Raw genomic sequence first — 24763 nt, 5'->3', positions numbered from 1 at the left:
GGGCCCAGTCACCCCATCACTATCGGTGTTGTAAGCGTCAGTTGGCAAGCGGCGTTCTGCAAAATGCAGAATAGCGAGAGCACTCTGTTCGGGTTCATCCCGAGCATGGCACACTGAAGCCCACAAGACCGTCCGAGGAGGTAAGGCGTGGGTGAAGCGCGGTCTGCCCCGACTGTCGGGCAGATGGTCCTCGGCATGCGTCTGAGAGACCTTCGCGAGAAAGCCGGCGTCAGTTACGACCAGGCCGCCAGGGCACTGCACGTCAACCAGACGACGGTGCGCAGGATGGAGAAGGCCGAGGTCGGCCTGAAGCTTCCGTATGTCGAGAAGCTGCTGCAGACCTACGGAGCCGAGCAGGAGGAGATCGAGGCCTTCCTCTCCCTGGCCGAGGACGCCAACAGACCCGGCTGGTGGCACCGCTTCCGCGATGTGCTGCCGGACTGGTTCAGCCTCTATGTGAGCCTTGAGGGCGCGGCGAGCCGCATCCGCTCCTACGAGCCCCACTTCATCCCCGGACTGCTGCAGACCGAAGACTACGCACGAGCGCTGCTGAGCATCGGATTCCCGCAGGCCGACACCAAGGAGCTCGACCGCCGCGTCGCCCTGCGGATGGAGCGTCAGGAACTGCTGAACCGACCCGACGGACCTCACCTGTGGGTCGTCATGGACGAGCCGGTGTTCCGCCTGCCCATCGGCGGCCCGGACGTCATGCGCGCGCAGATCGACCGCCTCATCGAGGCGATCCAGATGCCGAACGTCACCTTGCAAGTGGTGCCGTTCACCGCCGGACCGCACCCGGGCATGGGCGGACCCTTCCAGCTCTTCCGGTTCCAGATCCCGGAACTGCCGGACATCGTCTATACCGAGGGACTGACCGGCGCCGCCTATCTCGACGAACGCGCGGACGTGGCCGCCCACTTGGAGGCCCTCGACCGAATGGGCACCCAGGCCACACCGGCGCGACGCACGGAGGCCTTCCTCCGTGAGATTCGCAAGGAGCTCTGACCGTGGATCAGGTGGATCACATTTACAACGGCATGCCGGCCAAGCATCTCGGTGCGGAAGGCTGGCGCAAGCCCTGGAGCGGCCCCAACGGCGGCGCCTGCGTCGAGGTACTGAAGCTGAGCGACGGCCGCGTGGCGCTGCGCCAGTCGACCGACCCCGACGGCCCCGCGCTGATCTACACGCCTCTTGAGATCGAGAAGTTCATCCAGGGCGCCAAGGCCGGCGCCGCGGACTTCCTCCTCACCACCCGTACGGAACCGAACCTGACCACTTCGGCGGGGACCGCAGCAGAACGGAGGGCCGCATGAGCGAGCAGCACCAAGTCGCCTCCGGCCGGATCGACACCAGCAAGCCGCATTCGGCCCGGATGTACGACTACTACCTCGACGGCAAGGACCACTACGAGGTGGACGCGCAGGCCGCCGCCAAGGTCCTGGCCGTCCACCCGACCGTCAAGCTCAACGCCCGCGTCAACCGGGGCTTCATTCACCGGGCGACCCGCTGGCTGGCGGGCGAGGCGGGGATCCGGCAGTTCCTGGACATCGGCACCGGCATCCCCACCGAGCCCAACCTCCACCAGGTCGCCCAGTCCGTGGCCCCCGAGGCGCGGGTCGTCTACACCGACAACGACCCGATCGTGCTCGCGTACGCCCAGGCCCTGCTGAACGGCGCCCCCGAGGGGCGCACCGCCTACGTCGAGGCCGACGTCCGCGAGCCCCAGAAGATCATCACGGCTCCCGAGCTGGTCGACACGCTGGACCTGGGCAAGCCGGTGGCGATGTCCGTGAACGCGCTCTTCCACTTCATCCCGGAGGAGCAGAAGCCGTACGAGATCGTCCGCGAGCTGATGGACGCCCTCCCCCCGGGCAGCTACCTGATGATGTCGCACTCCACTCACGACTTCTCGGCGGAGACCTGGCGGAAGGTCATCGAGGTCTACAAGCAGAACGGGATCCCCTTCATCACGCGCTCCAAGAGCGAGGTCGCGGGCTTCTTCGAGGGGATGGAGCTCGTCGACCCCGGCGTCTCGGAACCGCACCACTGGAAGCCCGATCCCGACGAGCGCCCCGAGGACATCCGCAGCGCGGACATATCCATGTGGGCAGGAGTGGCACGTAAATCATGACCCCCCCCCGCATATCGACACCAGCAAGCCGCACTCGGCCCGCATGTACGACTACTACCTCGGCGGCAAGGACCATTACCAGGTCGACGAGGAAGCCGCCCGCCAGGTGATGAAGGTCTATCCGGGCATCATCCCGTGTGCCCGGAGCAACCGTGCCTTCATGCACCGGGCGACCCGCTGGCTGGCGGGCGAGGCGGGGATCCGGCAGTTCCTGGACATCGGCACCGCCATCCCCACTGAGCCCAACCTCCACCAGGTCGCCCAGAGCATCGCCCCGGACGCGCGGGTCGTCTACGCCGACAACGACCCGATCGTGCTCGCCTACGCCCAGGCCCTGCTGCGCGGCACGCCCGAGGGGCGCACCGCCTACATCCACGCCGACATCCGCGAGCCCGAGACCCTCCTGAGCGCGCCGGAGCTGCTGGAGACGCTCGACCTGAGCGAGCCGGTGGCGCTGTCGATCAACGCGACGCTGCACTTCATCCCCGACACGTACGGGACATACGACATCGTGGAGCGGCTGATGGGCGCCCTGCCCTCGGGCAGCTACCTCGAGATCAGCCACAGCTCACCGGACTTCGACCAGGCGAGCGTGGACGCGGCGGTCGCGATCTACCGCAAGGGCGGCATCGAGGCCCAGCTGCGCACCAAGAGCGAGATCGAGAAGTTTTTTTCTGGTTTGGAGCTCGTGGAGCCGGTCATCGTGCCGCCGCACCGGTGGTGGCCCGACGGCCCGGTCACGGTCACCGACGAGGAGGTCTCCTTCTGGGCGGGGGTGGCCCGCAAGCCCTGAGGCCCGCCCCGATGTGCCTGGTCAACGCCGGGCGTCGGCGACCGTGAAGCCCATCACCGCGCCGCCGCCCGGCCGCCGCTCGGCGAAGACCGTGCCGCCGTGTGCGGCGGCCACCTCCCGGACGATGGCCAGGCCGAGCCCGGAGCCGGGCAGGCTGCGCGCCCCGGGCGCGCGGTAGAAGCGGTCGAAGACCCGGTGGCGGTCCTCCTCGGCCACGCCGGGACCGCGGTCGAGGACCGCCACCCGGCCGCCCCTGACGACCACCTCGATGGGCGCGGTGCCCTCCTGGTCGAACTTGGCCGCGTTCTCCACCAGATTGGTGATGGCGCGCTGGAGGGCCGCCGGGCGGCCCTCCAGAACGGTGTCGTCCGCGGTCACGGTGATCTCCCGGCCGGTGCGGCGGCGGGCGAGACCGGCGGCCCGGTGCGCCACCTCGCCGAGCGAGGTGGCGACGCGCGGCTCGTCGTCGCCCTGCCCCGCCGCCAGGCTCACCAACTCGTTGACCAGGTCGGTCAGCTCCCGGGTCTCCCCCGTGAGGTCGGCCAGCAGCTCCGCGCGGGCCGGGGGCGGCAGCTCCTCGAAGCGGCGCAGCAGCGAGATGTTGGTCCGCAGCGAGGTGAGCGGGGTGCGCAGCTCGTGCCCGGCGTCCTGGACCAGCCGCCGCTGGTCGTCCTTGGAGCGCGCGAGCCGGCCGAGCATGCCGTCGAAGGCCCGCCCCAGCCGGCCCACCTCGTCCTCCCCGGCGACCGGCACCGCCACGTCCATCCGCCCGGTGGCCGCCACGCTCTCGGCGACCCCGGTCAGCCGTACCAGACGCCGGGTGATGCGCCCCGCCAGCCACCATCCGGCCAGCCCGGCCGCGACGATGGCCGCGCCGACGAACACCGCCGTGCGCTTCTGGAGCTCCCGCAGCAGGTCCTCGATGTCGCTGGACTGCTGCGCGAGCTGCACCGCGCCCCGGCCGTCACCGAGCGAGACCGTGGCCATCCGGAACTGCTCCTCGCCGATCTCGACGTCCCGCCGCGACACCAGGCCCGCCGTACGGGACGCCGCCATCCGGCGCTCGGTCGCGCCCACCGGCAGGGCGGGGCTCCCGGCGTCGGCGACGGCGCCCGTGGGGCGGAGGATCTGGACGTCGGTACGGGTCGGGCGGCGCAGGTCGTCGCGCGGCCCGTCGTGGTCGGGGTCGGAGGAGACGAAGTCCGCGTAACCGAGCGGCTGCTGTCTCACCTGGTTCCGCAGGTCGTGGATGACCTCGGTGAAGACGGTCTGCTGGTCGACCCGCACCAGCCCGGCCGCGGCGTCGTAGCTGAGGAAGCCGACCAGCAGCGTGACGGCGGCGGCCACCGCCGCGAAGGAGATCGCGAAGGTGATGCGCAGGCTGGATCGGGGGCGCCGCGGGCGCGGGAGCGGCACGGTCAGGCCTTCCTGAGGGTGTAACCGACGCCCCGTACGGTGTGGATGAGCGGGATCAGCCCGGGCTGGTCCACCTTGCGCCGCAGATAGCCGATGTAGACGGCGAGGTTCTTCGACCCGGGGCCGAAGTCGTAGCCCCATATCCGGTCGTAGATCGTGGCGTGGTCCAGCACGATGCCGCTGTTGCGCACCAGCAGCTCCAGCAGGTCGAACTCGGTGCGGGTGAGGTCCAGCTCCGCCCCCGCCCGCCAGACGCGCCGGGCCGAGGGGTCCAGGCGCAGATCCGCCACCTCCTTTGAGCCGTCGTCCGGCCCGGTCTCCTCCTCGGCCGGCCAGGGGGCGGGGGCGGCGCGGCGCAGCAGGGCGCGCAGCCGGGCGAAGACCTCGTCCACGTCGAAGGGCTTGGCCACGTAGTCGTCCGCACCCGCGTCAAGACCCTCGATCCGGTCGGCGGTGTCCACCCGGGCGGTCAGCATGAGAATCGGGGTACGGTCCCCTTCCGCGCGCAGCACACGGCACACCTGCAGCCCGTCCAGGCCCGGCATCATCACATCCAGCACGATCACATCCGGGTGCTCGCGGTGGGCGGCGGCCAGCGCCTCGATGCCGTCGGGGACGGCGATGACCTGGTAGCCCTCGAGCGACAGGGCCCGCTCCAAGGCGTGGCGGATGGCCCGGTCGTCCTCGGCGAGCAGCACGGTGTTGTAGGTCGTCACACCCCGAGTCTGCCAAGCCCGCCGCGGTGCGGGCGCCGCGGAGCAGGCCCCGCCGAGATCATCGACTGGCTTCTTACCCGGCTCTCACCTTGTTCTGGCGGCCGGCTTACCGTGCCCGGCCATGGTGTCCACAACGATCCGGGGGGAGTCACACCCCGGTGTTGTCACCGGCCGGAAAGACACCACATGAAGATCGCATTCCTGCTCCACAACGTCTACGCGATAGGCGGGACGATCAGGACCACGCTGAACCTGGCGGCGGCCCTGGCCGAGCGGCACGATGTGGAGATCGTCTCGATGCAGCGGCACCGTGAGACGCCGCGCTTCACCGTGGACCCCCGGGTGCGGCTCGTCCCGCTGGTCGACACGCGTCCGAGCGGCCTCGACGCGCAGGACCCGCGGTTGGGCGAGCCCGCCCGGGACTTTCCCGCCGCCGAGAAGCGGCACCGCCAGTACAGCCGGCTGCACGACGAGCGGGTCGCGGAGTATCTGCGCGCCGGCGACGCCGATGTGATCATCGGCACCCGCCCCGGCGTCAACGTCTACATAGCCCGGTTCGCCCCGCGCCGCGCCCTGCGCATCGCCCAGGAGCACCTGCGGCACGACGCGCACAGCAAGCCGCTGCGGGCCGAGCTCGCCCGCCACTACCGCACGCTCGACGCCGTCGTCACCACGACCGAGGCGGACGCGGCGGTCTACCGGGCGAAGATGCCCCTGCCGGGCGTACGGGCCCTCGCCATCCCCAACAGCGTCCCCGGGCCCCCGGTCAGGCCCTCGGACGGCACCGCGCCGGTCATCGCCGCGGCCGGCCGACTGGTCCGCGGCAAGCGCTTCGACCTGCTGATCGAGGCGTTCTCGGCGGTCGCGGACAAGCACCCCGACTGGCGCCTGCGGATCTACGGCGGAGGCGCCGAGGAGGAGCGGCTACAGGCCCTCATCGACCGGCTCGGCCTCGCGGAGAGCGCACGGCTGATGGGGCCGCACTCGCCGATCGAGGCGGAGTTCGCCAAGGCGTCGCTGGTCGCGGTCGCCTCGGACGCCGAGTCCTTCGGCATGACGATCGTCGAGGCGATGCGCTGCGGCGTCCCCGTGGTCAGCACCGACTGCCCGCTCGGCCCCGCGGAGATCATCCAGGACGGGGTCACCGGACGGCTCGTCCCCACCGGCGACAAGGACGCCCTCGCCGCCGCGCTCCTGGATCTCATCGCCGACGCCCCGGCCCGCCGGGCCATGGGCGCGGCGGCCCGGGAGCGAGCGGAGACCTACGACCCCGAGCCGATCGCCCTGCGCTACGAGCGCCTCTTCGAGGACCTGGCGGCGAGCCGCCTCTCCCGCGGCTGGGAACGCGGCCGCGCCCTGGCACGCCGCCGCGCGGGCGGCATGGCCCGCCGCTGGCTCACCGCGGTCCGCCGCGCGACCCGTCCGGCCCCCGTGCCCCACGCCAAGCGCCCATGAGGAGCGGTTCCGGCGCCCGGACCACCTCGCCCACCGGCCGCCGGCCGGCCACCTGGCCACGCCGCCCCGGCGCGCGCGCCGCGCGGCGCGAAGTGCCCGTCATCGCGCGCCATGCCGCGTCACCCGGCCCGGCGGCCACCCTCACCCGCCCGGGGCGCGAAACCACTCCGCGCCCATTGACGCCCGGCCGCGCGGCTCGCGCCCTCCCGCAGGCGAGCCGGACGAACGCCGACCGCGCTCCGGCCACGGCCCGTACGGGGCGCGGCGTACCGGCCGCCCGGACCGCACCGACCACCGGCCGCCGGCCGACCACCCGGCCGCGCCAACCCGCCGCGCGGCACGAAGCGCCCGTCACGCCGCGAGGCCGCGCGGGCACCGGCACCGCCCCATGCCCGCCCATGCCCGGGCGCGCCCGGAGCGCCGCCCACTCGGCGGCGGCCGCCCACGCCGCCGCACCCCGGGTGGAAGCCGACGGGCGGGCCGAGCCGTGACCGCGACGGTGGCGGTCCGGCCCGTCGCCGCGCAGAGCCCGCCCCCGGCGCGGCGAGGCGTGCCGTGGCTCGCGGTCGTCGCGGCGGCGTACGCCGTGGTGCAGCTGGCCGTGGTCGTACCGCATATGGGCGGTGGGCTGCTGTGGGACGAGAGCGTCTACGCCTCCCAGGTGGATCCGCGACGTCCCGCGTCGTTCTTCAGCGCGCCGCGGTCCCGTGGCATCAGCTATCTGATCGCGCCCGTGATCACCGCGACCTCCTCCGTCGTGGCGCTGCGGGTGGCGCTGGCCCTGCTGTCGGCGGCCGCGCTGTACGCCGTCTTCCGGGTGTGGGGGCCGCTGGTGGGCCGGGGCACCGCCGCGCTCGCCGCGCTGTTGTTCTCGGGGCTGTGGATCGCCCAGATCAGCGGGTCGCAGGTGATGCCGAACCTGTGGGTGGCGCTCGGCGCGGTGGCCGCCGTCGGCTGGTTTCTGCGAGCCCCTGAGGAGCCGCGCGCCCGCTGGTGGCCGGCCGCCGCGGTGGCCTCGGTCACGCTGCTGCGGATGCCGGACGGCGGCTGGCTCGGGCTGCCGCTGCTGGCGGCCGCGGTGTGCGTACGCCGGTGGCGGCCTGCGCTGCCCGCGCTGCTGGGCGGGCTCGCGCTGGGCGCCGCGCCGTGGGTCGCCGAGGCCTACGCCCGGTTCGGCGGCGTCGGGGCGCGGCTGCGGGCCGCCGGCGCCACGGAGGGCGGGATGGTGCCGCAGATCAACGTCGGTGCGGCGCTGCGCAGCCTCAACGGCCCGCTGCTGTGCCGCCCCTGCCACGTACCGCTGCGCCATCCGGAGCTGGCGCTGTGGTGGCTCGCCTTGCCGCTGCTGGCGGCCGTCGCGCTCGCCGTGGCCGTACGGGACCACCGCGCCGGGCGCGGCAGGGCGCTGCCCGCGACCGTGCTGCCGCTGGTGTGCGCGGCCTCGATGGCCGTGCCGTATCTCCTGCTCATCGACTACTCGGCACCCCGCTTCCTGCTGCCCGCCTACGCGCTGCTCGCCCTGCCGACGGCCGCCCTCGCGGCGCGCGCGGTGCGGGCGGCACGCTCGCCGGTACCGGTCTCGGCCGCCCTCGGGCTGGTGCTGGCGCTACAGCTGGGGAGCCAGTACGCCGTCCTCATGGACACCGCGCCGCGCGCCGCCGCCACCGCCACGCGGTATCAGCGAGCGGCCGCCGGTCTGCGGGCGCTGGGACTGCGGCCGCCGTGTCTGGTGGCCGGTCCGCGCGCCCTGCCGATCGGGTACGCGGCGGGCTGCGCCTCCGCCGAGGTGCGCGGCAACAACGCCTCGACCACCGCGTCCGCGCTGCTGCGCAGGGCCGCCCACGAGCCGACCGCGGTGCTCGGCCGCACCCCCGGGCACGGCCTGCCGTCGCTGCGCGCCCGCGACTGGAGGCGGCACGCCCTGCCCGGCACCGGCGGCTGGAGCGCGTACGTGGCGCCGCGCCGTTGAGGCTCTGCGGCGGACCGAGCGTGTTCTGGCACGTATGAGTGAGCCTGGGGCAGTGTCAGGCACACTTCCCCGGGCGGGGAACGGGAGTTCCCGCCCGCTGGGCAGGCAGCATCACGAAAACCACCGGTTACCAGTCCGTGGGGGCGTAGTCCTTCAGGAAGCAGCCGAAGAGGTCCTCGCCGCCCTCGCCCCGGACGATCGGGTCGTAGACGCGGGCCGCGCCGTCGACGAGGTCGAGCGGGGCGTGGAAGCCCTCGGCCGCCAGCCGCATCTTGTCGGGGTGCGGCCGCTCGTCGGTGATCCATCCGGTGTCGACGCTGGTCATCAGGATGGAGTCGGTCTCGTACAGCTCGCGGGCGCTGGTGCGGGTCAGCATATTGAGGGCGGCCTTCGCCATGTTGGTGTGCGGATGGCCCGCGCCCTTGTAGCCGCGGCTGAACTTGCCCTCCATCGCGGACACGTTCACCACGTACTTCCGCCGCGCGGGCGAGGCCGCCATGGCCGGGCGCAACCGGCTGACCAGGATGAACGGCGCCGTCTCATTGCACAGCTGCACTTCGAGCAGCTCGACGGGGTCCACCTCGTGCACCCGCTGGATCCAGGTGTTGGTGTCGTCGAGGTCGGGCACCAGCCCGCCCGCGTCGATCGCGGTCCCCGCCTCGATCCGCGCGGGCGAGGCGGAGCCGCTGGTCAGGGCGAGGGCGGTGAGGGCCTGCGCGCTCAGCGCGCCCTCCCGCGTCGCCGGCCCCGGCAGGGCGGCCTGCGCGCCACTGCCGAACGCGCCCAGGACGGCGGACTCGGGCAGCGCTCCGGCGAGCAGTGGGGCCGATTCGCCCGCTATGAGCTCCGCGTACGCGGCGGGCGTGCGGCGCACCGTCTGCGCGGCGTTGTTGATCAGGATGTCCAGCGGGCCCGCCGCGCTCACCGAGTCGGCCAGCGCGATCACCTGGGCCGGGTCCCGCAGATCGATGCCGACGATCTTCAGCCGGTGCAGCCACTCCCCGCTGTCCGGCATGGCCTTGAAACGGCGGATCGCGTCGTTCGGGAAGCGCGTGGTGATGGTGGTGTGCGCGCCGTCGCGCAGCAGCCGCAGCGCGATATACATGCCGATCTTCGCCCGGCCGCCGGTGAGCAGTGCCCGACGCCCGGTGAGGTCCGTGCGGGCGTCGCGGCGGGCCCGGTTCTCGGCGGCGCAGCTCTGGCAGAGCTGGTGGTAGAAGGCGTCGACCTCGACATAGCGGGTCTTGCAGGTGTAGCAGGACCGGGGCCGCTGCAGGATGCCCGCGATCGGGGTGGTCACCGAGCTCGTGAGGACGCGGCCCAGCGTCTCGTCGTCGATGCGGTCGGTGGCGCCGGTGGCCGTGGCCTCGGTGACCGCCTTGTCGTGGGCCGTCTTCGCGGCCCGGCGCTCCTGGCGCCTGCGCTGCTTGACCGTCCGGTAGATGCCGGAGGTGGCGCGGCGCACCGCGATGGCGTCGGGGTGGTCGACCGGTAGTCGGTCGAGCTCTTCGAGCACGCTCAGGCAGGTCGCCAGACGCTCCGGGTCGATGCCCGCCTCCTCGGCCCGGCCGTCTTCAGTCACCGTCATTCGCCGCTGCCGCTTTCTGCTGAGCCCGATCCAGGGCGGTGCCCTGGGTGGTGGTGGGGTGGGTAACGGCGAAACTTTACGGAAGCGGGGGCGGTCACGCCAAACCCGGGGCCGCCTCACCCCCGCCCGGGCTTGCGGTAGAGGTAGCCGGACCGGGCGGCGGACGACTGCTGGGCGGAGCCCAGCCGGGACTCGGCAGAACTGTTGACGGGATAGGAACCTTTCTTTACATTCCCCCTCAACAGCGATTCGCCTCATGCGCCACTCCCCCACCGCGACCTTTCCATGTCCGGCAATTTCATGGATATGACCAAAGGTCAGACAGGAGAATCACTGATGGAGCGCAATCGGCTGTCCGGGCGCCGCACCGCGGCGACCCTGGCGGCAGCAGGCGCGCCGCTCCTCCCCACGGCCGCCGCCCACGGCGCGGAGCGCACACCGACGGCACCCGTGTATGTGCCGGACACGCTGGACGCGACCACCAGCTTCACCCACATCATGCAGACCAAGGTGGGGGACGTCGCCGCCCCGCTGTTCACCATGTCGCCGCACCGGCAGCTCACCCGCAACTTCAAGGCGTACAAGCTCCCGTAGGAGGAGACGCGATGAAGAGCCATCGGAACCTTGTGGTGGCGGCCGCCGCCACCGCACTCGCCGCCGGGCTGCTGGTCGGAGGGGCCGGGACGGGCAACGCCTCGCCCGACCGGGCCGACTCGGCGCCGGCCGGCATCAAGACCGTCTCGTCCGGCTGGTCGATCCCCTGGGGACTCAGCTGGCTGCCCGACGGGTCGGCGCTGATCACCGAGCGCGACTCGTTCAAGGTGTTCAAGCTCACCCAGTCGGGCACCAGGACCCAGGTCGGCTCGGTGCCGAACGCCGTGACCACCAGCGGCGAGGGCGGGTTGATGGGGATCGCGGTCTCCCCGAACTGGAGCACCGACCACTACGTCTACCTCATGCACACCGCGTCCGAGGGCAACCGGATCGCCCGGATGACTTTCGACGGCTCGTCGCTGAACGGCTACACCACGCTGGTCAGCGGCATCAAGAAGAACAAGTACCACAACGGCGGACGCCTCAAGTTCGGCCCGGACGGCTATCTGTACGCCACCACCGGGGAGGCGCAGACGCCCGACCTCGCCCAGGACAAGAACTCGCTCAACGGCAAGATCCTGCGGATGACCACGGAGGGCAAGGCCGCCCCCGGCAACCCGTTCGGCACCCTGGTCTACTCCTACGGCCACCGCAACCCGCAGGGCCTCACCTGGGATCCGCAGGGGCGGCTGTGGGAGGCCGAGCTCGGCAACAGCACGTACGACGAGCTCAACCTGATCGAGCCGGGCAAGAACTACGGCTGGCCGACCTGCGAGGGCAACTGCTCCGCCTCCGGTATGACCAACCCCAAGCGCCAGTGGTCGGTCGGCGAGGCCTCGCCCAGCGGTGTCACCTACGCCGACGGCGCGCTCTACATGGCGACGCTGAGGGGCGAGCGGCTGTGGCGGATCCCGGTGGACGGCACGTCCGCGGGCACCCCGAAGGCGTACTACGTCAATGAGTACGGGCGGCAGCGCACCGTCGAGACGGTCCCGGGCAAGAACACCCTGTGGCTGTCCACGACCAACGCCGACAACAACGGCGGGGAGCCGGACGGCGCGGACAAGGTGTTCCAGGTGGAGCTGAAGTAACCTCCGCCATCGACGCGTCCGGGCAAGCCACCTCACGTCGCGCTCCGCGGTCCGCCGCGGAGCGCGACCGTGCGGGTGGTCAATAAGCGAGCTGCTCGTTCATGAGCAGGAAGGCGCCCAGGCCATGGAGATCGTTGGTGTTGCGCTTACGGGCGAAGTAGTAGTCGAGATCACCGACGTTGGTGCCCTCGCAGATGTCCGTGATGTCGGTCAGCCCGTCCGCGTTGACCTTCACCTTCTTCAGGACACCCTGGTAGCCGCGGCGCGCCGCGGACACGTAGTCGCCGCCGGCGATGTATCCGCGCTCCAGGGCCGCGTGCAGCATCAGGGTGTACATGCTGGAGGCGGAGGTCTCGGTCCAGTTGTCCACATCGCTCCCCTTGTCCACGACCTGGAACCAGCGGCCGGTGCCCCGTTCCTGGAAACGGACGAACCCCTTGGCGAGGTGTTTGACGTTGGCGATCAGCCCGGCTCGCCGGGGGTGGTTCGCGGGCAGCAGGTCCAGCACCTCGATGTGGGTCATCGCGGTCCAGCCGATGGCGCGGGCCCAGTGGTAGGCGGAGGTGCCGGTGGTGGGGTTCGGCGACCAGGGGGCGTCGCCGTCGGCGTCGTAGGCGTGGTAGAGCAGCCCGTTCGACGCCTTGAGGTGGTCGAAGTACACGGCCAGATTCCGGGTGACCTCGTCGTACGCGTAGTTCTCGTCCCCGTACGCGAGGCCGTAGCGCAGCAGGAACGGCTGGGACATGAAGACGCCGTCCGCCCACAGCTCGTTGGTCTTGCCGGTGGCGTGCCACATGCCGCCGTCGGAGGTGCGCGGATAGGTCGTGACGCGGGTGCGGATCTGGTCGGCGGCGGTGCGGTAGCGCGGGTCGCCGGTCTCCTTGTGGAGGATCAGCAGCAGGTTGCCGGACTGCATGGCGTCGAGGTTGTCGAAGCTGTGGTTGATGTGGCCGTCCGCGTCCACGTAATAGTCCACCCAGCGCTTGATGTACGCGAGGTAGGACGGCTCCTTGACCCGCTGGTACACGCGGTAGGTGCCGTAGAGGAACAGCCCGCGGGTGTAGCCCCAGCCGCCGAGCGACTTCGGGTCCGGGTTGCGGGCGATGGTGGAGTCCACCACGGCCCGGGACCAGTCCGCGGGGGCCGCTTCCGCGGCCGTCCCGAGGAGGAGGCCGCCGGTGATGCCCAGGGTGCTCGCGAGTACGGTCCTGCGTCTGATCACTGGTCATCTCCTGAGTGTCCGAGTTTCCTATTTTGTTCTGAGCATGACAGGAATCGTAACGCTTCCGGTGCCTACGCGTTAGGCATCAAAGACCCCGCGCACACACCGGATCAGCGCACCCCGGACAGGAGCCGCCCGTGGACACCGAAGACCGCGCACAGGCCCGCGCGCGGGCGCGTGAGGAGGCCGGGCGGCTGGCCGCCCAGGGTATCGTCGGTACCGCCCTGACCTGGGTGGACAACGCGGGCCTGACCCGCGCCAAGGCCGTGCCCACCGCGCGGCTGGAACACGCCGCGCAATGGGGCGTCGGCATGTCCCCGGTCTTCGACGTCTACCTCGTCGACGACTCCATGACCACCAGCCGCCACGTCGGCGGCCCCGACGGCGATCTGCGGCTCTTCCCCGACCTCGACCGGCTCACCCCGCTGGCCGCCCAGCCCCGCTGGGCCTGGGCCCCCGTCGACCGCTACGACGTGAGCGGGCGGGAACACCCGGTGTGCCAGCGCCGGTTCGCGCGCCGCATGACCGAGCGCGCCCGGGAGCGCGGCCTCGGGGTGCTCATGGGCTTCGAGACCGAGTGGGTCGTCACCACCGCCGACGCGCCGGAGCCGGAGGTGCGCTACCCCACCGCCGGACCCGCCTACGGGATGAGCCGCCTGGTGGATCTGTCCGACTACCTCGCGGATGTGCTCGACGCCCTCCAGGCCCAGCGGGTCGAGGTGCTGCAGTTGCACCCCGAGTACGCCCCGGGGCAGTTCGAGGTGTCCGTCGCGCCCGCCGACCCGGTCGGCGCGGCCGACCTCGCCGTACTGGTGCGCCAGACCATCCGGGGCGTGAGCGCACAGCACGGCCTGCGGCCGTCCTTCGCGCCCCAGATCACCCCGGGCACCGTCGGCAACGGCGGCCATCTGCACCTGAGCCTGTGGCAGGGCGACCGCGATCTGTGCCGCGACGGGGACGGGCCGTGCGGCATGACGGCGACCAGCGAGGCATTCCTGGCCGGTGTGCTGCGCGCGCTGCCCGCCCTGCTGGCCATCGGCGCCCCCTCACCGGCGAGCTATCTGCGGCTGGAGCCCTCCCGCTGGGCCGGGGCGTACCAGTGCTGGGGGCTGGAGAACCGCGAGGCCGCACTGCGCTTCGTGGCCGGGGCGCCGGAGGACCCCGGCGGCGCCAACGCCGAGGTCAAGTGTGTCGACCAGGCGGCCAATCCGTATCTGCTGACGGGCACGGTCATCGCCGCCGGGCTCGCCGGGCTCGACTCCGGGCTGACGCTGCCCCCGCCGGTGGCCGGCGACCCGGCGCGCGAGGGCCGCGAGAAGCGGCTGCCGACCTCGCTGCCCGCCGCCCTGGAACACTTCGAGGCCTCCGACACGCTCCGCGAGGCGCTGGGCGACCCGCTGTTCGAGTCGATCGCCGCGGTGCGCCGCGCCGAGGCCGCGCTGTTCGAGGGGGCGAGCCCGCGGGACATCGCCGCGGCCACCCGCCGGAGGTACTGAGCCATGGCCGGCCACGGCGGGGCGCGGCCCCGGCCGTCCCTGGTGGACCACCACTGCCACGGCCTGGTGCGCGGCGAGCCGGACGCCGCGGCGTTCGAGGCGTACCTCACCGAGTCGGACGCGCCCGCCGCGCCCGGCACCAGCTACTTCGACACCCAGCTGGGGTTCGCGGTGCGCCGCTGGTGCCCGCCGCTGCTGGGCCTCGCGCCGCACTGCCCGCCCGAGCGCTATCTCGTCCGGCGGCGAGAGCTCGGCGCGGCGGAGGTCACCCGGCGGCTGCTGCGCGCCACGGGCATCACCGAGTTTCTGGTGGACACCGGGCTGCCCGGGGACCTGACGAGCCCCCAGGAGCTGGCCGACGCCACCGGGGGCGCGGCGCGCGAGATCGTACGCCTGGAACACCTCGCCGAGCGGGTCGCGGACGCCTCGCGGACCACCGACTCCTTCCTCACCGCGCTCGACGGCGCGGTGCGCGGGGCCGCGCTCACCGCCGCCGGGTTCAAGTCGGTGGCCGCCTACCGCTACGGTCTTGACCTCGCGCCCACACCGCCCGCCCCGGCCGCGCTCCGCGCGGCGGCGGACCGCTGGCTGGCCGCCCGCTCCGGCGGCGACCCGGACTCGGCGCGGATCGCCGACCCGGTGCTGCTGCGCCATCTGCTGTGGTCCGCCGCGCGCACCGCGCTGCCGCTGCAACTGCACACCGGGTTCGGCGACCCCGATCTGCGCCTGGACCGCTGCGACCCGCTGCTGCTCACCGACTTCATCCGCGCCGTGCGCCCCACCGGCTGCCCGTTGATCCTGCTGCACGGCTATCCGTACCACCGCGGCGCCGCCTATCTGGCCGCGGTCCACCCGCACGTCTACGCCGATGTGGGCCTGGCCCTGACGCATACCGGGGCGCGGGCCGGGGCCGTGCTGGCCGAGGTGCTGGAGGTGGCCCCCTTCGGCAAGGTGCTCTTCTCCACCGACGCCTACGGCCTGCCCGAGCTGTACGCGGTCGGGGCGCTGCTCTTCCGGGAGGCCCTGGACGGACTGCTGTCCCGCTGGGTCCGCGACGGCGCCTGGTGCGCGGCGGACGCGGAGCGGGTGGCGGCCCTGGTGGCCGCGGGCAACGCCCGCCGAGTGTACGGGCTGAACAGCACAATCACCGGCAATGCCTGAACTCGACCGTAAAATCATCTGCAACCAACGCACTGGGCGCGGTTTTTCGCCACGATGGTGTCATGGACGAAGAGCACTTCCTGGAGCGCGCCAAGCAGTTCGCCTACCGGCTGGCCGAGCTCCAGAACCGTCTGGACCCCGACTCGTACGATCTCCTGCTGCGCATCCTCCGTGGCATCAACGACGCCATCGTGCACCGCCGGCACGGCGACAGCGACGGCATCAACGTGGCGTTCTCCCCGCGTGACCAGGATCGGTTCACCCCCGCCCTCGGACGGGAGCTCGCCGAGCTGACCAGCCTGCTCGGGCCGCACGGCCTGCGGCTGGAGGTGGACTTCGGGGCCGAGCAGGAGCGCGACCGGCTGGAGGTGGAGGCCATCGCGCGGGTGAGCGGCATGGACCCCGGGCGGTCGTGACGAGGACTCGGCTCGCCCCGGCAGCTTGCTGACATGAGCTGTGCGCCGCAGGGCAGTACCGTTCGTCGGGACACCCGGCCGTCAGCCCGGCCGGCCACCACCTGGACCAGCAACTCAGCGGAGGAGACACGCATGCGGATCGGCGGCGCGACCGTCCTGCTCACCGGAGCGACCGGAGGCATCGGGCAGTCACTGGCCCGCGCCTTCGCGGCCAGGGGGGCCAAGCTGCTGCTCACCGGCCGCCGCGAGGAGGTGCTGCGGCCCCTGGCCGACCGGCTGGGCGCCCGGGCCGTCGTCGCCGACCTGGCCGACCGGGCCCAGCTGGACCAGCTGATCGCCGAGGCCGCGGAGACCGACATCCTCATCGCCAACGCGGCGCTGCCCTCCAGCGGTGAGGTCCTCGGCTATGCCGCCGACGAGCTGGACCGCGCCCTGGAGGTCAATCTGCACGCCCCGCTCCAGCTGGCCAGGGCGCTGGCGCCGCGGATGGTGGCGTCCGGTTCCGGCCATATCGTGATGATCGGTTCGCTGTCGGGCCGTACCGCCTCCCCCGGGGCGGCGCTCTACAACGCGACCAAGTTCGGGCTGCGCGGCTTCGCGCTCGGGCTGCGCCAGGACCTGTACGGCACCGGGGTCGGGGTCTCGGTGGTGCAGCCGGGATTTGTGCGGGACACCGGGATGTTCGCGGACTCCGGGGCCACCACGCCCCCCGGTGTCCGTACGGTCTCCGCCCGCCAGGTGGCGGTGGCCACTCTCCGCGCCATCGAGCGGGACCGGGCCGAGGTGAACATCGCCCCCCTCGAACTGCGCCTGGGCAGCGCCCTCGGCGGGCTCTTCCCGAGCCTGGCGGCCGTGGCGCAGCGCGGGGCCGGGGCCGACCGGACGACCCGCCAGCTGTCGGAGGGTCAGCGGCACAACCGCTGACCCGGATCACCTGGGCAGGGGCCGGTCGGCCGGGGTCGGAGGTGGTGTAGGTTCTACCGCCCCCCACCATGTGCGGCTGAGCGAGGGAGCGGGTCCATGCGTGCTGTGGTGTTCGATGCCTTCGGGCACAGGCCCGAGGTCCGGAATGTCCCGGATCCGACTCCCTCGCGGCGCGGCGCGGTCATCCGGGTCGAGGCGACCGGGCTGTGCCGCAGCGACTGGCACGGCTGGATGGGGCACGACCCCGGCATCCGGCTGCCGCATGTGCCCGGCCATGAGCTGGCGGGGGTGGTCGAGGAGGTGGGGCCCGAGGTCCTGAACTGGCGCCCCGGGCAGCGCATCACCGTGCCGTTCGTCTGCGCGTGCGGGCGCTGCGCCGCCTGCGCGGACGGTGCGCAGCAGGTGTGCGAGCGGCAGACGCAGCCGGGCTTCACCCACTGGGGCTCCTTCGCGGAGTACGTCGCGATCGAGAACGCCGATGTGAACCTGGTCGGTATACGCGGCGAACTGGCGTTCACCACGGCCGCCGGCCTGGGCTGCCGCTTCGCCACGGCCTTCCGCGCCGTGGTGGCGCAGGGCCGGGTGGCCCCGGGTGAATGGGTCGCGGTGCACGGCTGCGGCGGGGTGGGGCTGTCCGCGGTCATGATCGCGGCCGCGGCGGGGGCGCGGGTGGTCGCGGTGGACATCTCGCCCCGGGCCCTGGCCCTGGCCCGCCGGTTCGGCGCGGAGGTGTGCGTGGACGCGGCCTCGCCCCTGGGGTCGGTGGCGGACGCGGTCGCGGACGCGACCGGCGGGGGCGCCCATGTCTCACTGGACGCGCTGGGCTCCCCGCGGACCTGCGCCGCGTCCGTCAACAGCCTGCGACGACACGGGCGCCATGTGCAGGTCGGCCTGTTGCCGCCGGCCGCCGGGAGCCCGATGCTGCCGATGGACCGGGTCATCGCGCTCGAACTGCGGCTGCTGGGCAGCCATGGCATGGCCGCCCACGCGTACGGGCCGATGATGGAGATGGTCGAGGCCGGGACCCTGCGGCCGGACCTCCTGGTCACCGACACCATCGGCCTGGACGAGGTGCCCGAGGCCCTGATGGCGATGGGGGCGGCGGGCGGTGCCGGGGTCACGGTCATCGAGCCCCGGCGCTCGCCCACGGTCGCCCGGCGGTAAGCGCCTGGGGTAAGACCCGATCGCCCCGCGGTGACGGCCGGGCCCGAACTGCCCCGCCGCTCAGCCGGGATCCGTACCGTCTCGCCCGTGCCCCTGACGCGGTCCCCGGACGCCGGGCGATCTGCGATGTCCGGGACTTCGCGGGCGAACGGTGGCCGACCCGGTCTACGCCGAGCGCGAGGACATCGTCACCGTCGACGACCCGGACCTCGGCCCGGTCCGGATGCAGGCCGCGCTGCCGCACTTCCGCCGCAACCCCGGCGCGGTGTGGCGGACCGGCCCGGCGCTGGGCGCGGACAACGGCCTGGTGTACGGGCAGTGGCTGGGCATCGACGGGGAGCGGCTGGCGAAGCTGGAGGGCCAGGGTGTCATCTGACCACGACGACCGGGACGGCCGTCGCGAGCCGCTGCGCTCCCTGCTCTTCGTGCCGGGCAGCCGGACCGGCTGGCTGGCAAGGCCGGGGCGGCGGGCGCCGACGCGGCGATCCTCGACCTGGAGGACGCGGTCCCACAGGACGCGAAGGAGACGGCGCGGGAGGCGGTGGCCGAGGCCGTCGCACGGGCGGCACGGACACCGGGGCCGATGCGGCTGTTCGTACGGATCAACCCGCTGGACCACGGGGCGGGCTGGGCGGGCGCCGAGGACCTGCGCGCGGTGGCCCGGCCGGGGCTCTACGGCGTGGTGCTGCCGAAGGTGCGCTGCGCCGACGACGTACGGGTCGCCGACCGGCTGCCGGCCTGGTGCGAGCGCGAGGCGGGCCTGCCCGAGGGCCGGATCGCGCTGGTGCCGCTGCTGGAGACGGCGCGTGGGCTGCGCGAGGCGTACGACATCGGGCGGACCGCCGACCGGGTGGCGCACCTCGGCGCGCTGACCGCCCCCGGCGGGGACGTCGAGCGCGCGGTCGGCTACCGCTGGAGCCCGGGCGGCGAGGAGACCCACGCGCTGCGCGCCCGGGTGCTGCTGGACGCCCGCGCCGCGGGCAGCCCGCACCCGGTGGCCGGGCTGTGGGCCGATGTCGCCGACCTCACGGGGCTGCGGCGCTTCGCGGAGCAGAACCGGGCGCTGGGGTACGAGGGGATGACGGTGATCCACCCGTCCCATGTGCCGGTCGTCAACGAGGTGTTCTCGCCGGGCGCCGAGGAGCTGGCGCGGTGCGAGCGACTGGTGACGGCGGTGGCGGCGGCCCAGGCGCGGGGTGAGGGCGCGGTGCTGTTCGAGGGGCGGATGGTGGACGAGGCGATGGCGGCGACGGCGCGCCGCACCCTCGCCCGGCGGACGCGAGCATGACCCCACTGACCGGCCGTCAACCGGCCGGTCACTTGCACCCGTCCAGCCCCTTGACGCACTGCAGCAACGTCGTTACACACAATTGGGAGCGCTCCCAGATATCCGCCCACCGAGCCGAGGAGGAACGGCCGTGCGGAGAACGAGGCTTCTGAGGACACTTCTGGCAGTTCCGGCGCTGACCCTGGCCCTGACCGCGGTGCGCCCCGCGGCCCCCGCGCCGCCCACCGATGCGACGGCCGCCGCGCCAGTGCGCATCATGCCGCTGGGCGACTCGATCACCGGCTCGCCCGGATGCTGGCGGGCGGTGCTGTGGAACAAGCTGCAGAGCACCGGCTACACCTCCGTCGACTTCGTCGGGACGCTCGGCCCGCAGGGCTGCGGGGTGCCGTACGACGGCGACAACGAGGGCCACGGCGGCTTCCTGGCGACGGCCGTGGCCCAGCAGAACCAGCTGCCCGGCTGGCTCTCCGCCACGCACCCGGACATCGTTGTCATGCACTTCGGCACCAACGACGTCTGGAGCAATATCGCCCCGGACCGGATCCTGGCCGCCTACAGCACGCTGGTGGACCAGATGCGCCAGAGCAACCCCGCCATGAAGGTCCTCGTGGCGCAGATCATCCCCATGAACCCGAGCTCATGTCCGGAGTGTGCCGCCCGGGTCACGGCGCTGAACGCGAAGATCCCCAGGTGGGCGGCCGCCAAGAGCACCTCGCGCTCCCCGGTGATCGCGGTGGACCAGTGGAACGGCTTCTCCACGGCGACCGACACCTACGACGGGGTGCACCCCAACGCGGCGGGCGACAACAAGATAGCCGCACGCTGGTACCCCGCGCTCACCAAGCTGCTGTCCCCCGGTCGGACGGACCGGTCCCCGAGCACCCCCAGGAGCCGATGATGCGCAGCCCCACTCGCGCCGGTACCGCACTCGGCGCCGTCGCCGCCGTCCTGATGTCCGTCCTGGCCCTCGCCCCGACCGCCCACGCGGCCACCGGATTACATGTGAGCAACGGCCGCCTGGTCGAGGGCAACGGCAGCGACTTCGTGATGCGCGGCGTCAACCATGCCCACACCTGGTACGCCTCCAGGACCACCAAGGCCCTGTCCGACATCAAGGCCCTGAAGGCCAACACCGTGCGCGTGGTGCTGAGCACCGGGGACCGCTGGACGAAGAACGACACGGCCGATGTGGCGAACGTCGTCGCGCAGTGCAAGCAGAACCGGCTCATCTGTGTGCTGGAGGCCCATGACACCACCGGCTACGGCGAACAGGGCGGAGCGGTCACCCTCGCCCGCGCCGCCGACTACTGGATCAGCGTCCGATCCGCCCTGGCCGGCCAGGAGAACTACGTCGTCGTCAACCTCGGCAACGAGCCGTACGGCAACAACAACGCCGCCGCCTGGACCGCGGACACCAAGGCCGCCATCGCCAAGCTGCGCAACGCCGGGATCCACAACGCGCTGATGGCCGACGCCCCCAACTGGGGCCAGGACTGGACCTTCACCATGCGCGACAACGCCGCCTCGGTGCTGGCCGCCGACCCGGACCGCAACACGGTCTTCTCCATCCACATGTACGGCGTGTTCGACACCGCGGCCGAGGTCAAGGACTACCTCACCCGCTTTGTGAACGCCAAACTGCCCATCGTGGTCGGCGAGTTCGGGCACAATCACTCCGACGGCAACCCGGACGAGGACGCGATCATGGCGACCGCGCAGTCGCTCGGGCTCGGCTATCTGGGCTGGTCCTGGAGCGGCAACAGCGGCGGAGTCGAATACCTCGACATGACCACCAACTTCGACCCGGCCGCCCTCACCAGCTGGGGCCAGCGGATCTTCAAGGGCGTAGGCGGCATCGGCGCAACGGCCAAGGAAGCCACGGTCTACCGCTCCTGACCCGACACACCGCCAACCGCCGTCCGACATCCGCGCCGGCCGGACACCGGCCGCGACAGAAAGGTCCGCCATGCCCGCTCGCCCCCGTCCGCGCGGCGCACGCGGCGCCGCAGCGCTGTTGGCCGGCGCGCTGCTGCTGATCGCCGCCCCGGCCGCCCCCGCCGCCGACGCGCGTGTCAGCGCCACCGCGGCGGCGCCCTCAGCCGTCCAGGTCAACCAGCTGGGCTATCTGCCCTCCGGCCCCAAGCGTGCCACCGTCGTCACCACCGCCACCACCGCGCTGCCCTGGCAGCTGCGGGACGCCACGGGCGCGGTGGCCGCCTCGGGCACCACCACCGTGCGCGGCGCCGACGCCGCCTCGGGCGACGCCACCCATCTGGTGGACTTCTCCTCGTACCAGGGCACGGGCACCGGTTACACGCTCACCGTGGACGGCCGGGCGAGCCATCCCTTCGACATCCGCGCGGATCTGTACGACGGGCTGCGCGCGGACGCGATGTCCTTCTTCTACCAGCAGCGCAGCGGCATCCCGATCGAGGCGTCGCTGGCGGGGGCGGCGTATGCCCGGCCCGCAGGGCACCTGGGCGTGGCGCCGAACAAGGGGGACACCAGCGTGCCGTGCCAGGCCGGTGTGTGCGACTACGCCCGGGATGTCCGCGGCGGCTGGTACGACGCCGGTGACCAGGGCAAGTACGTGGTCAACGGCGGCATCGCGGTATGGCAGACGGTGAACTCCTTCGAGCGCGCCAAGCGCTCGGGGCACCAGGCTGCGCTCGGGGACGCCACGCTGCGGGTGCCCGAGCGCGGCAACCGCGTCCCCGATGTGCTGGACGAGGCCCGCTGGGAGCTGGAGTTCCTGATGCGGATGCAGATCCCGGAGGGCAAGCCCCGGGCGGGCATGGCCTTCCACAAGATCCATGACGCGCAGTGGACCGGGCTGCCCACCCGGCCCGAGCAGGATTCCCAGCCGCGGGAGCTGCACGCCCCGTCGACCGCGGCCACGCTCAACCTGGCGGCGGTGGCGGCCCAGTGCGCCCGGGTGTTCGCGCCGTACGACAAGGCCTTCGCCGCCCGCTGTCTGGCCTCCGCCCGCCGCGCCTGGAGCGCGGCGAAGGCCAACCCGAACGTGCTCGCCCCGGATTCGGACTCCACCGGTGGCGGGGCGTACGGGGACACGCGGGTGGGCGACGAGTTCTACTGGGCGGCGGCCGAGCTGTACGCGACCACCGGGGGGAGCGCGTACCGGGACGCGGTCACCTCCTCGCCGTTCCACACCTCCACCGACGTGTTCACCCCGTTCGGCTTCGCCTGGCCCGACACCGCCGCCCTGGGCCGGATCACCCTGGCCACCGTCCCGAACGGGCTGGCCGCCGACGACCGGGCGCGCGTCCGCGCCTCGGTGGTCTCGGCCGCCGACGGCTATCTGGCCGCCATGGCCCGCCAGGGCTACGCGGTGCCGCTGCCGGCGGACGGCTATGTGTGGGGCTCCAACGGCCAGGTGGCCAACAACGCGAGCGTCATCGCCGTCGCCTACGAGCTCACCGGGCAGCGGCGCTACCGCGACGGGGCGCTGGAGGCGCTGGACTATCTGCTCGGCCGCAACGCGCTGGGCCAGTCCTACGTGTCCGGCTACGGCGAGCAGGCGTCCCACAACCAGCACCACCGCTTCTGGGCTCACCAGGCGGACGCCTCGCTGCCCAACCCGCCCGCCGGGTCCCTCGCGGGCGGCCCCGACTCGGCCCTCCAGGACCCGGTGGCGCAGGAGAAGCTGCCGGGGTGCGCGGCGGCCACGTGCTACATCGACGACATCGGCTCGTACTCGACCAATGAGGTGGCGATCAACTGGAACGCCCCGCTGGCCTGGCTGGTCGCGTTCGCCGCGGAGCGCTGAGCGGGCTGAGCGGACCGAGCGGGGGCCGAGGGCCCCCGCTCAGGGTATGACTTCCCGGCACGCCGCCCAGTGCACATTGCCCATGTTCGGCTTCAGCAGCTTCGAGAGCGGGGTCTCCCTCCGCACCATCTTCGGATTACCCATGATCTCCAGATCGTCGGGCGGGAAGAGCGAGTAGTTCCAGACCTGTTGGCCCGGTTCGATGATCTCTGTCGGGGCTCCGAGCTCAGTGCCCAGCTCGATGCGGTTGGCCCTCGGATTCTTGAGCATCCCGCCGTGGTCGGCGTAGAAGTGCAGTCTCGTCCCCTTTGGGACGGTGACCTTGGCCTCTTGGCCCGGACGGGTGTCTTCCGACCAGATGCCGCCGTGGCCGCTGAGGACGGTCTCGCCGTCCGGCCGCCCTCCCGGCCGCCCTCGCGGCCGCGCGCCGGGCGCACACGGGCACAGGCCCAGCGGGTCGACCCAGGCGTGCGGGTTCGTCACATACGCGACGGGGTTGGGCGCGGCGGCCAGGCCGAGCGGGTCGGGGCTGGTGTAGCGGGCGGTCTCGGGGTCGTAGTAGCGGAACCGGTTGTAGTGGAGCCCGGTTTCGGGGTCGTGGTACTGGCCGGGGAAGCGCAGTGGCGTATGCGCCTCCCCGGCCGCCGCGGGGCCGGTCGCGCCCCACAGGGTGGCGTGGTGGCGCGCGACGATGTCGCCGTTCTCATCGAGGAGTTCGGAGGGGGTGCCCACCAGGTCGGTGACGATGCCGAAGAATCTGCGGTCGATCTCCCGGCGGCCCATCTCGTCGGTCACGCGCTCGGTCTGGGCGACCGGGCGGAGCCCGTCGTGGTCCCAGGTGAAGGTGGCCGACTCGGGCCGGTCCTGCCCGGTGGTGGTCTGCTCGACGAGCGTGTCGCCGTCCCAGACGAAGTCCACGCGCTCGACGACCGTCTCGCCGTCGGCGGCGAGCCGCTGCTTGGCGGTGCGCCGGCCCAGCGGGTCGTACAGATAGCGCCAGACGGTGCCGTCGGGGGTGGTGACGGAGGTCAGCCGGTCCTCAGCGTCCCATGCGTACCACCAGGTGTCCGGCTTGCGCGACAGCCTGGTGCGCTGCCTCAGGGTGATCCGGCCCGCCGCGTCGTACGCGTAGCGGACGCGCCCCGCGCGGATGACGCGCGTGCCGGTGTAGGCGCGGGGGCCGGTGGCGTCGGAGTACGACGCGAACGGCGCGGGCCAGGAGGCGTAGGTCTGGTTGCCCGCCTCGTCGTACGCGTAGCTCTCGCCCCGGCCGCCGGGGGCGTGGACGGCCGTGACCCGGCCCGCCGGGTCGAGCTCGAAGCCGTGGGCGCCGCGCAGCTGGTCGTCGACTCCCGTCAGATGGCCGTCGGCGCGATAGGTGTACACGCGGCGCTGCACGGTGGCGGCTTCTTCGGCGGTCGGGGGGTGGCTGGTGAGGGTCTGCTCGGCCAGGCGGCCGGCCGGGTCCCAGACCTGCGCGAGCGTGGCACCGGCGCCGATGCGGCGGGAGGTCTCGCGGCCGGCCTCGTCGTACACGGAGGCGATGGTGTGC

Annotated in this window: 23 protein-coding genes and 1 pseudogene; 19 read left to right on the top strand and 5 right to left on the bottom strand. The window is 72.7% G+C overall.

The genetic code is table 11. From position 1 onward, the window contains the following. Positions 1-147: 147 nt before the first annotated feature. The 4 genes from PV419_RS33945 to PV419_RS33930 are packed head-to-tail and all read left to right on the top strand — an operon-like array spanning position 148 to position 2924. The gene (locus PV419_RS33945) at positions 148-1005 is read left to right on the top strand and encodes a helix-turn-helix transcriptional regulator (RefSeq protein WP_319695493.1); all 858 of its coding nucleotides are present in this window, start codon (positions 148-150) and stop codon (positions 1003-1005) included. Between the two features lie 32 nt (positions 1006-1037). After that, a complete protein-coding gene (locus PV419_RS33940; RefSeq protein WP_415925440.1) occupies positions 1038-1313 on the top strand; it encodes a DUF397 domain-containing protein in 276 nt (91 codons plus the stop codon). Further along, entirely contained in the window at positions 1310-2131 is an 822-nt protein-coding gene (locus PV419_RS33935) for an SAM-dependent methyltransferase (RefSeq protein ID WP_319695490.1), read from the top strand. Before PV419_RS33940 ends, PV419_RS33935 begins: the two co-directional genes overlap by 4 nt. A gap of 13 nt (positions 2132-2144) precedes the next feature. Next, complete coding sequence (locus PV419_RS33930; RefSeq protein ID WP_319695859.1) at positions 2145-2924, top strand: SAM-dependent methyltransferase; 780 nt, start codon at positions 2145-2147, stop codon at positions 2922-2924. Between the two features lie 21 nt (positions 2925-2945). On the opposite strand, the gene PV419_RS33925 is transcribed toward PV419_RS33930, so the two are convergent. Then, the gene (locus PV419_RS33925) at positions 2946-4340 is read right to left on the bottom strand and encodes a HAMP domain-containing sensor histidine kinase (RefSeq protein ID WP_319695488.1); all 1395 of its coding nucleotides are present in this window, start codon (positions 4338-4340) and stop codon (positions 2946-2948) included. 2 nt (positions 4341-4342) lie between these two features. Then, positions 4343-5056 carry a response regulator transcription factor gene (locus PV419_RS33920; protein WP_319695486.1) on the bottom strand — a complete coding sequence of 238 codons (714 nt, stop codon included), beginning with the start codon at positions 5054-5056 and terminating at the stop codon, positions 4343-4345. Positions 5057-5242: 186 nt separating this feature from the next. Between PV419_RS33920 and PV419_RS33915 the strand changes: the two genes are divergently transcribed. Genes PV419_RS33915 through PV419_RS33905 form a run of 3 tightly spaced genes read left to right on the top strand, consistent with a single transcriptional unit; the run spans position 5243 to position 8480 of the window. Continuing rightward, positions 5243-6511 (top strand): glycosyltransferase family 4 protein, encoded by a 1269-nt coding sequence (locus PV419_RS33915; RefSeq protein ID WP_319695484.1) that lies wholly within the window; start codon positions 5243-5245, stop codon positions 6509-6511. After that, complete coding sequence (locus PV419_RS33910; RefSeq protein WP_319695482.1) at positions 6508-7002, top strand: hypothetical protein; 495 nt, start codon at positions 6508-6510, stop codon at positions 7000-7002. Before PV419_RS33915 ends, PV419_RS33910 begins: the two co-directional genes overlap by 4 nt. Then, positions 6999-8480: a hypothetical protein gene (locus PV419_RS33905; protein WP_319695480.1), complete on the top strand. Its 1482-nt coding sequence runs from the start codon at positions 6999-7001 to the stop codon at positions 8478-8480. Before PV419_RS33910 ends, PV419_RS33905 begins: the two co-directional genes overlap by 4 nt. 127 nt (positions 8481-8607) lie before the next feature. On the opposite strand, the gene PV419_RS33900 is transcribed toward PV419_RS33905, so the two are convergent. Then, on the bottom strand, positions 8608-10068 hold the full coding sequence (locus tag PV419_RS33900; protein WP_319695479.1) for an SDR family NAD(P)-dependent oxidoreductase: 1461 nt from the start codon (positions 10066-10068) through the stop codon (positions 8608-8610). Between the two features lie 336 nt (positions 10069-10404). On the opposite strand from PV419_RS33900, the gene PV419_RS33895 reads away from it, so the two are divergent. Then, positions 10405-10662: a hypothetical protein gene (locus tag PV419_RS33895; protein WP_319695477.1), complete on the top strand. Its 258-nt coding sequence runs from the start codon at positions 10405-10407 to the stop codon at positions 10660-10662. A gap of 11 nt (positions 10663-10673) precedes the next feature. Continuing rightward, a complete protein-coding gene (locus PV419_RS33890; RefSeq protein ID WP_319695476.1) occupies positions 10674-11753 on the top strand; it encodes a PQQ-dependent sugar dehydrogenase in 1080 nt (359 codons plus the stop codon). A gap of 79 nt (positions 11754-11832) precedes the next feature. Here the strand turns inward: PV419_RS33890 and PV419_RS33885 are convergent, their stop codons facing one another. Continuing rightward, positions 11833-12975 (bottom strand): glycoside hydrolase family 88 protein, encoded by a 1143-nt coding sequence (locus tag PV419_RS33885; protein WP_319695474.1) that lies wholly within the window; start codon positions 12973-12975, stop codon positions 11833-11835. 137 nt (positions 12976-13112) lie between these two features. Here PV419_RS33885 and PV419_RS33880 point away from each other — a divergent pair, with 137 nt between their 5' ends. From PV419_RS33880 to PV419_RS33835, 10 genes and pseudogenes are all read left to right on the top strand, one after another. Next, positions 13113-14471 carry a glutamine synthetase family protein gene (locus tag PV419_RS33880; protein ID WP_319695473.1) on the top strand — a complete coding sequence of 453 codons (1359 nt, stop codon included), beginning with the start codon at positions 13113-13115 and terminating at the stop codon, positions 14469-14471. Between the two features lie 3 nt (positions 14472-14474). Then, positions 14475-15632, top strand: a complete 1158-nt coding sequence (locus PV419_RS33875; protein WP_319695471.1) for an amidohydrolase family protein — start codon at positions 14475-14477, stop codon at positions 15630-15632. Positions 15633-15694: 62 nt separating this feature from the next. Then, complete coding sequence (locus tag PV419_RS33870; protein WP_319695469.1) at positions 15695-16048, top strand: hypothetical protein; 354 nt, start codon at positions 15695-15697, stop codon at positions 16046-16048. A 132-nt stretch (positions 16049-16180) separates the two neighbouring features. Next, on the top strand, positions 16181-16972 hold the full coding sequence (locus PV419_RS33865) for an SDR family NAD(P)-dependent oxidoreductase (protein WP_319695467.1): 792 nt from the start codon (positions 16181-16183) through the stop codon (positions 16970-16972). A gap of 96 nt (positions 16973-17068) precedes the next feature. After that, a complete protein-coding gene (locus PV419_RS33860) occupies positions 17069-18136 on the top strand; it encodes a zinc-dependent alcohol dehydrogenase family protein (protein WP_319695465.1) in 1068 nt (355 codons plus the stop codon). A 151-nt stretch (positions 18137-18287) separates the two neighbouring features. Next, a complete protein-coding gene (locus PV419_RS33855) occupies positions 18288-18512 on the top strand; it encodes a CoA transferase (RefSeq protein ID WP_319695463.1) in 225 nt (74 codons plus the stop codon). A 69-nt stretch (positions 18513-18581) separates the two neighbouring features. Then, the gene (locus tag PV419_RS33850; RefSeq protein WP_319695858.1) at positions 18582-19424 is read left to right on the top strand and encodes an HpcH/HpaI aldolase/citrate lyase family protein; all 843 of its coding nucleotides are present in this window, start codon (positions 18582-18584) and stop codon (positions 19422-19424) included. 148 nt (positions 19425-19572) lie between these two features. Then, positions 19573-20283: pseudogene (locus PV419_RS33845) on the top strand (SGNH/GDSL hydrolase family protein); the annotation flags it as partial. 38 nt (positions 20284-20321) lie between these two features. Continuing rightward, on the top strand, positions 20322-21320 hold the full coding sequence (locus tag PV419_RS33840; protein ID WP_319695462.1) for a glycoside hydrolase family 5 protein: 999 nt from the start codon (positions 20322-20324) through the stop codon (positions 21318-21320). Between the two features lie 70 nt (positions 21321-21390). Next, complete coding sequence (locus PV419_RS33835; RefSeq protein ID WP_319695461.1) at positions 21391-23211, top strand: glycoside hydrolase family 9 protein; 1821 nt, start codon at positions 21391-21393, stop codon at positions 23209-23211. A gap of 39 nt (positions 23212-23250) precedes the next feature. Here PV419_RS33835 and PV419_RS33830 read toward each other — a convergent pair. Further along, a partial coding sequence (locus PV419_RS33830; RefSeq protein ID WP_319695460.1) for an RHS repeat domain-containing protein occupies positions 23251-24763 on the bottom strand: 1513 nt, incomplete at its 5' end.

The organism is Streptomyces sp. ME19-01-6, assembly GCF_033793745.1.
GTDB lineage: Bacteria > Actinomycetota > Actinomycetes > Streptomycetales > Streptomycetaceae > Streptomyces.
Note: the sequence above shows the minus strand (reverse complement) of the source record. Positions and strands in the feature narration are given on the sequence as shown.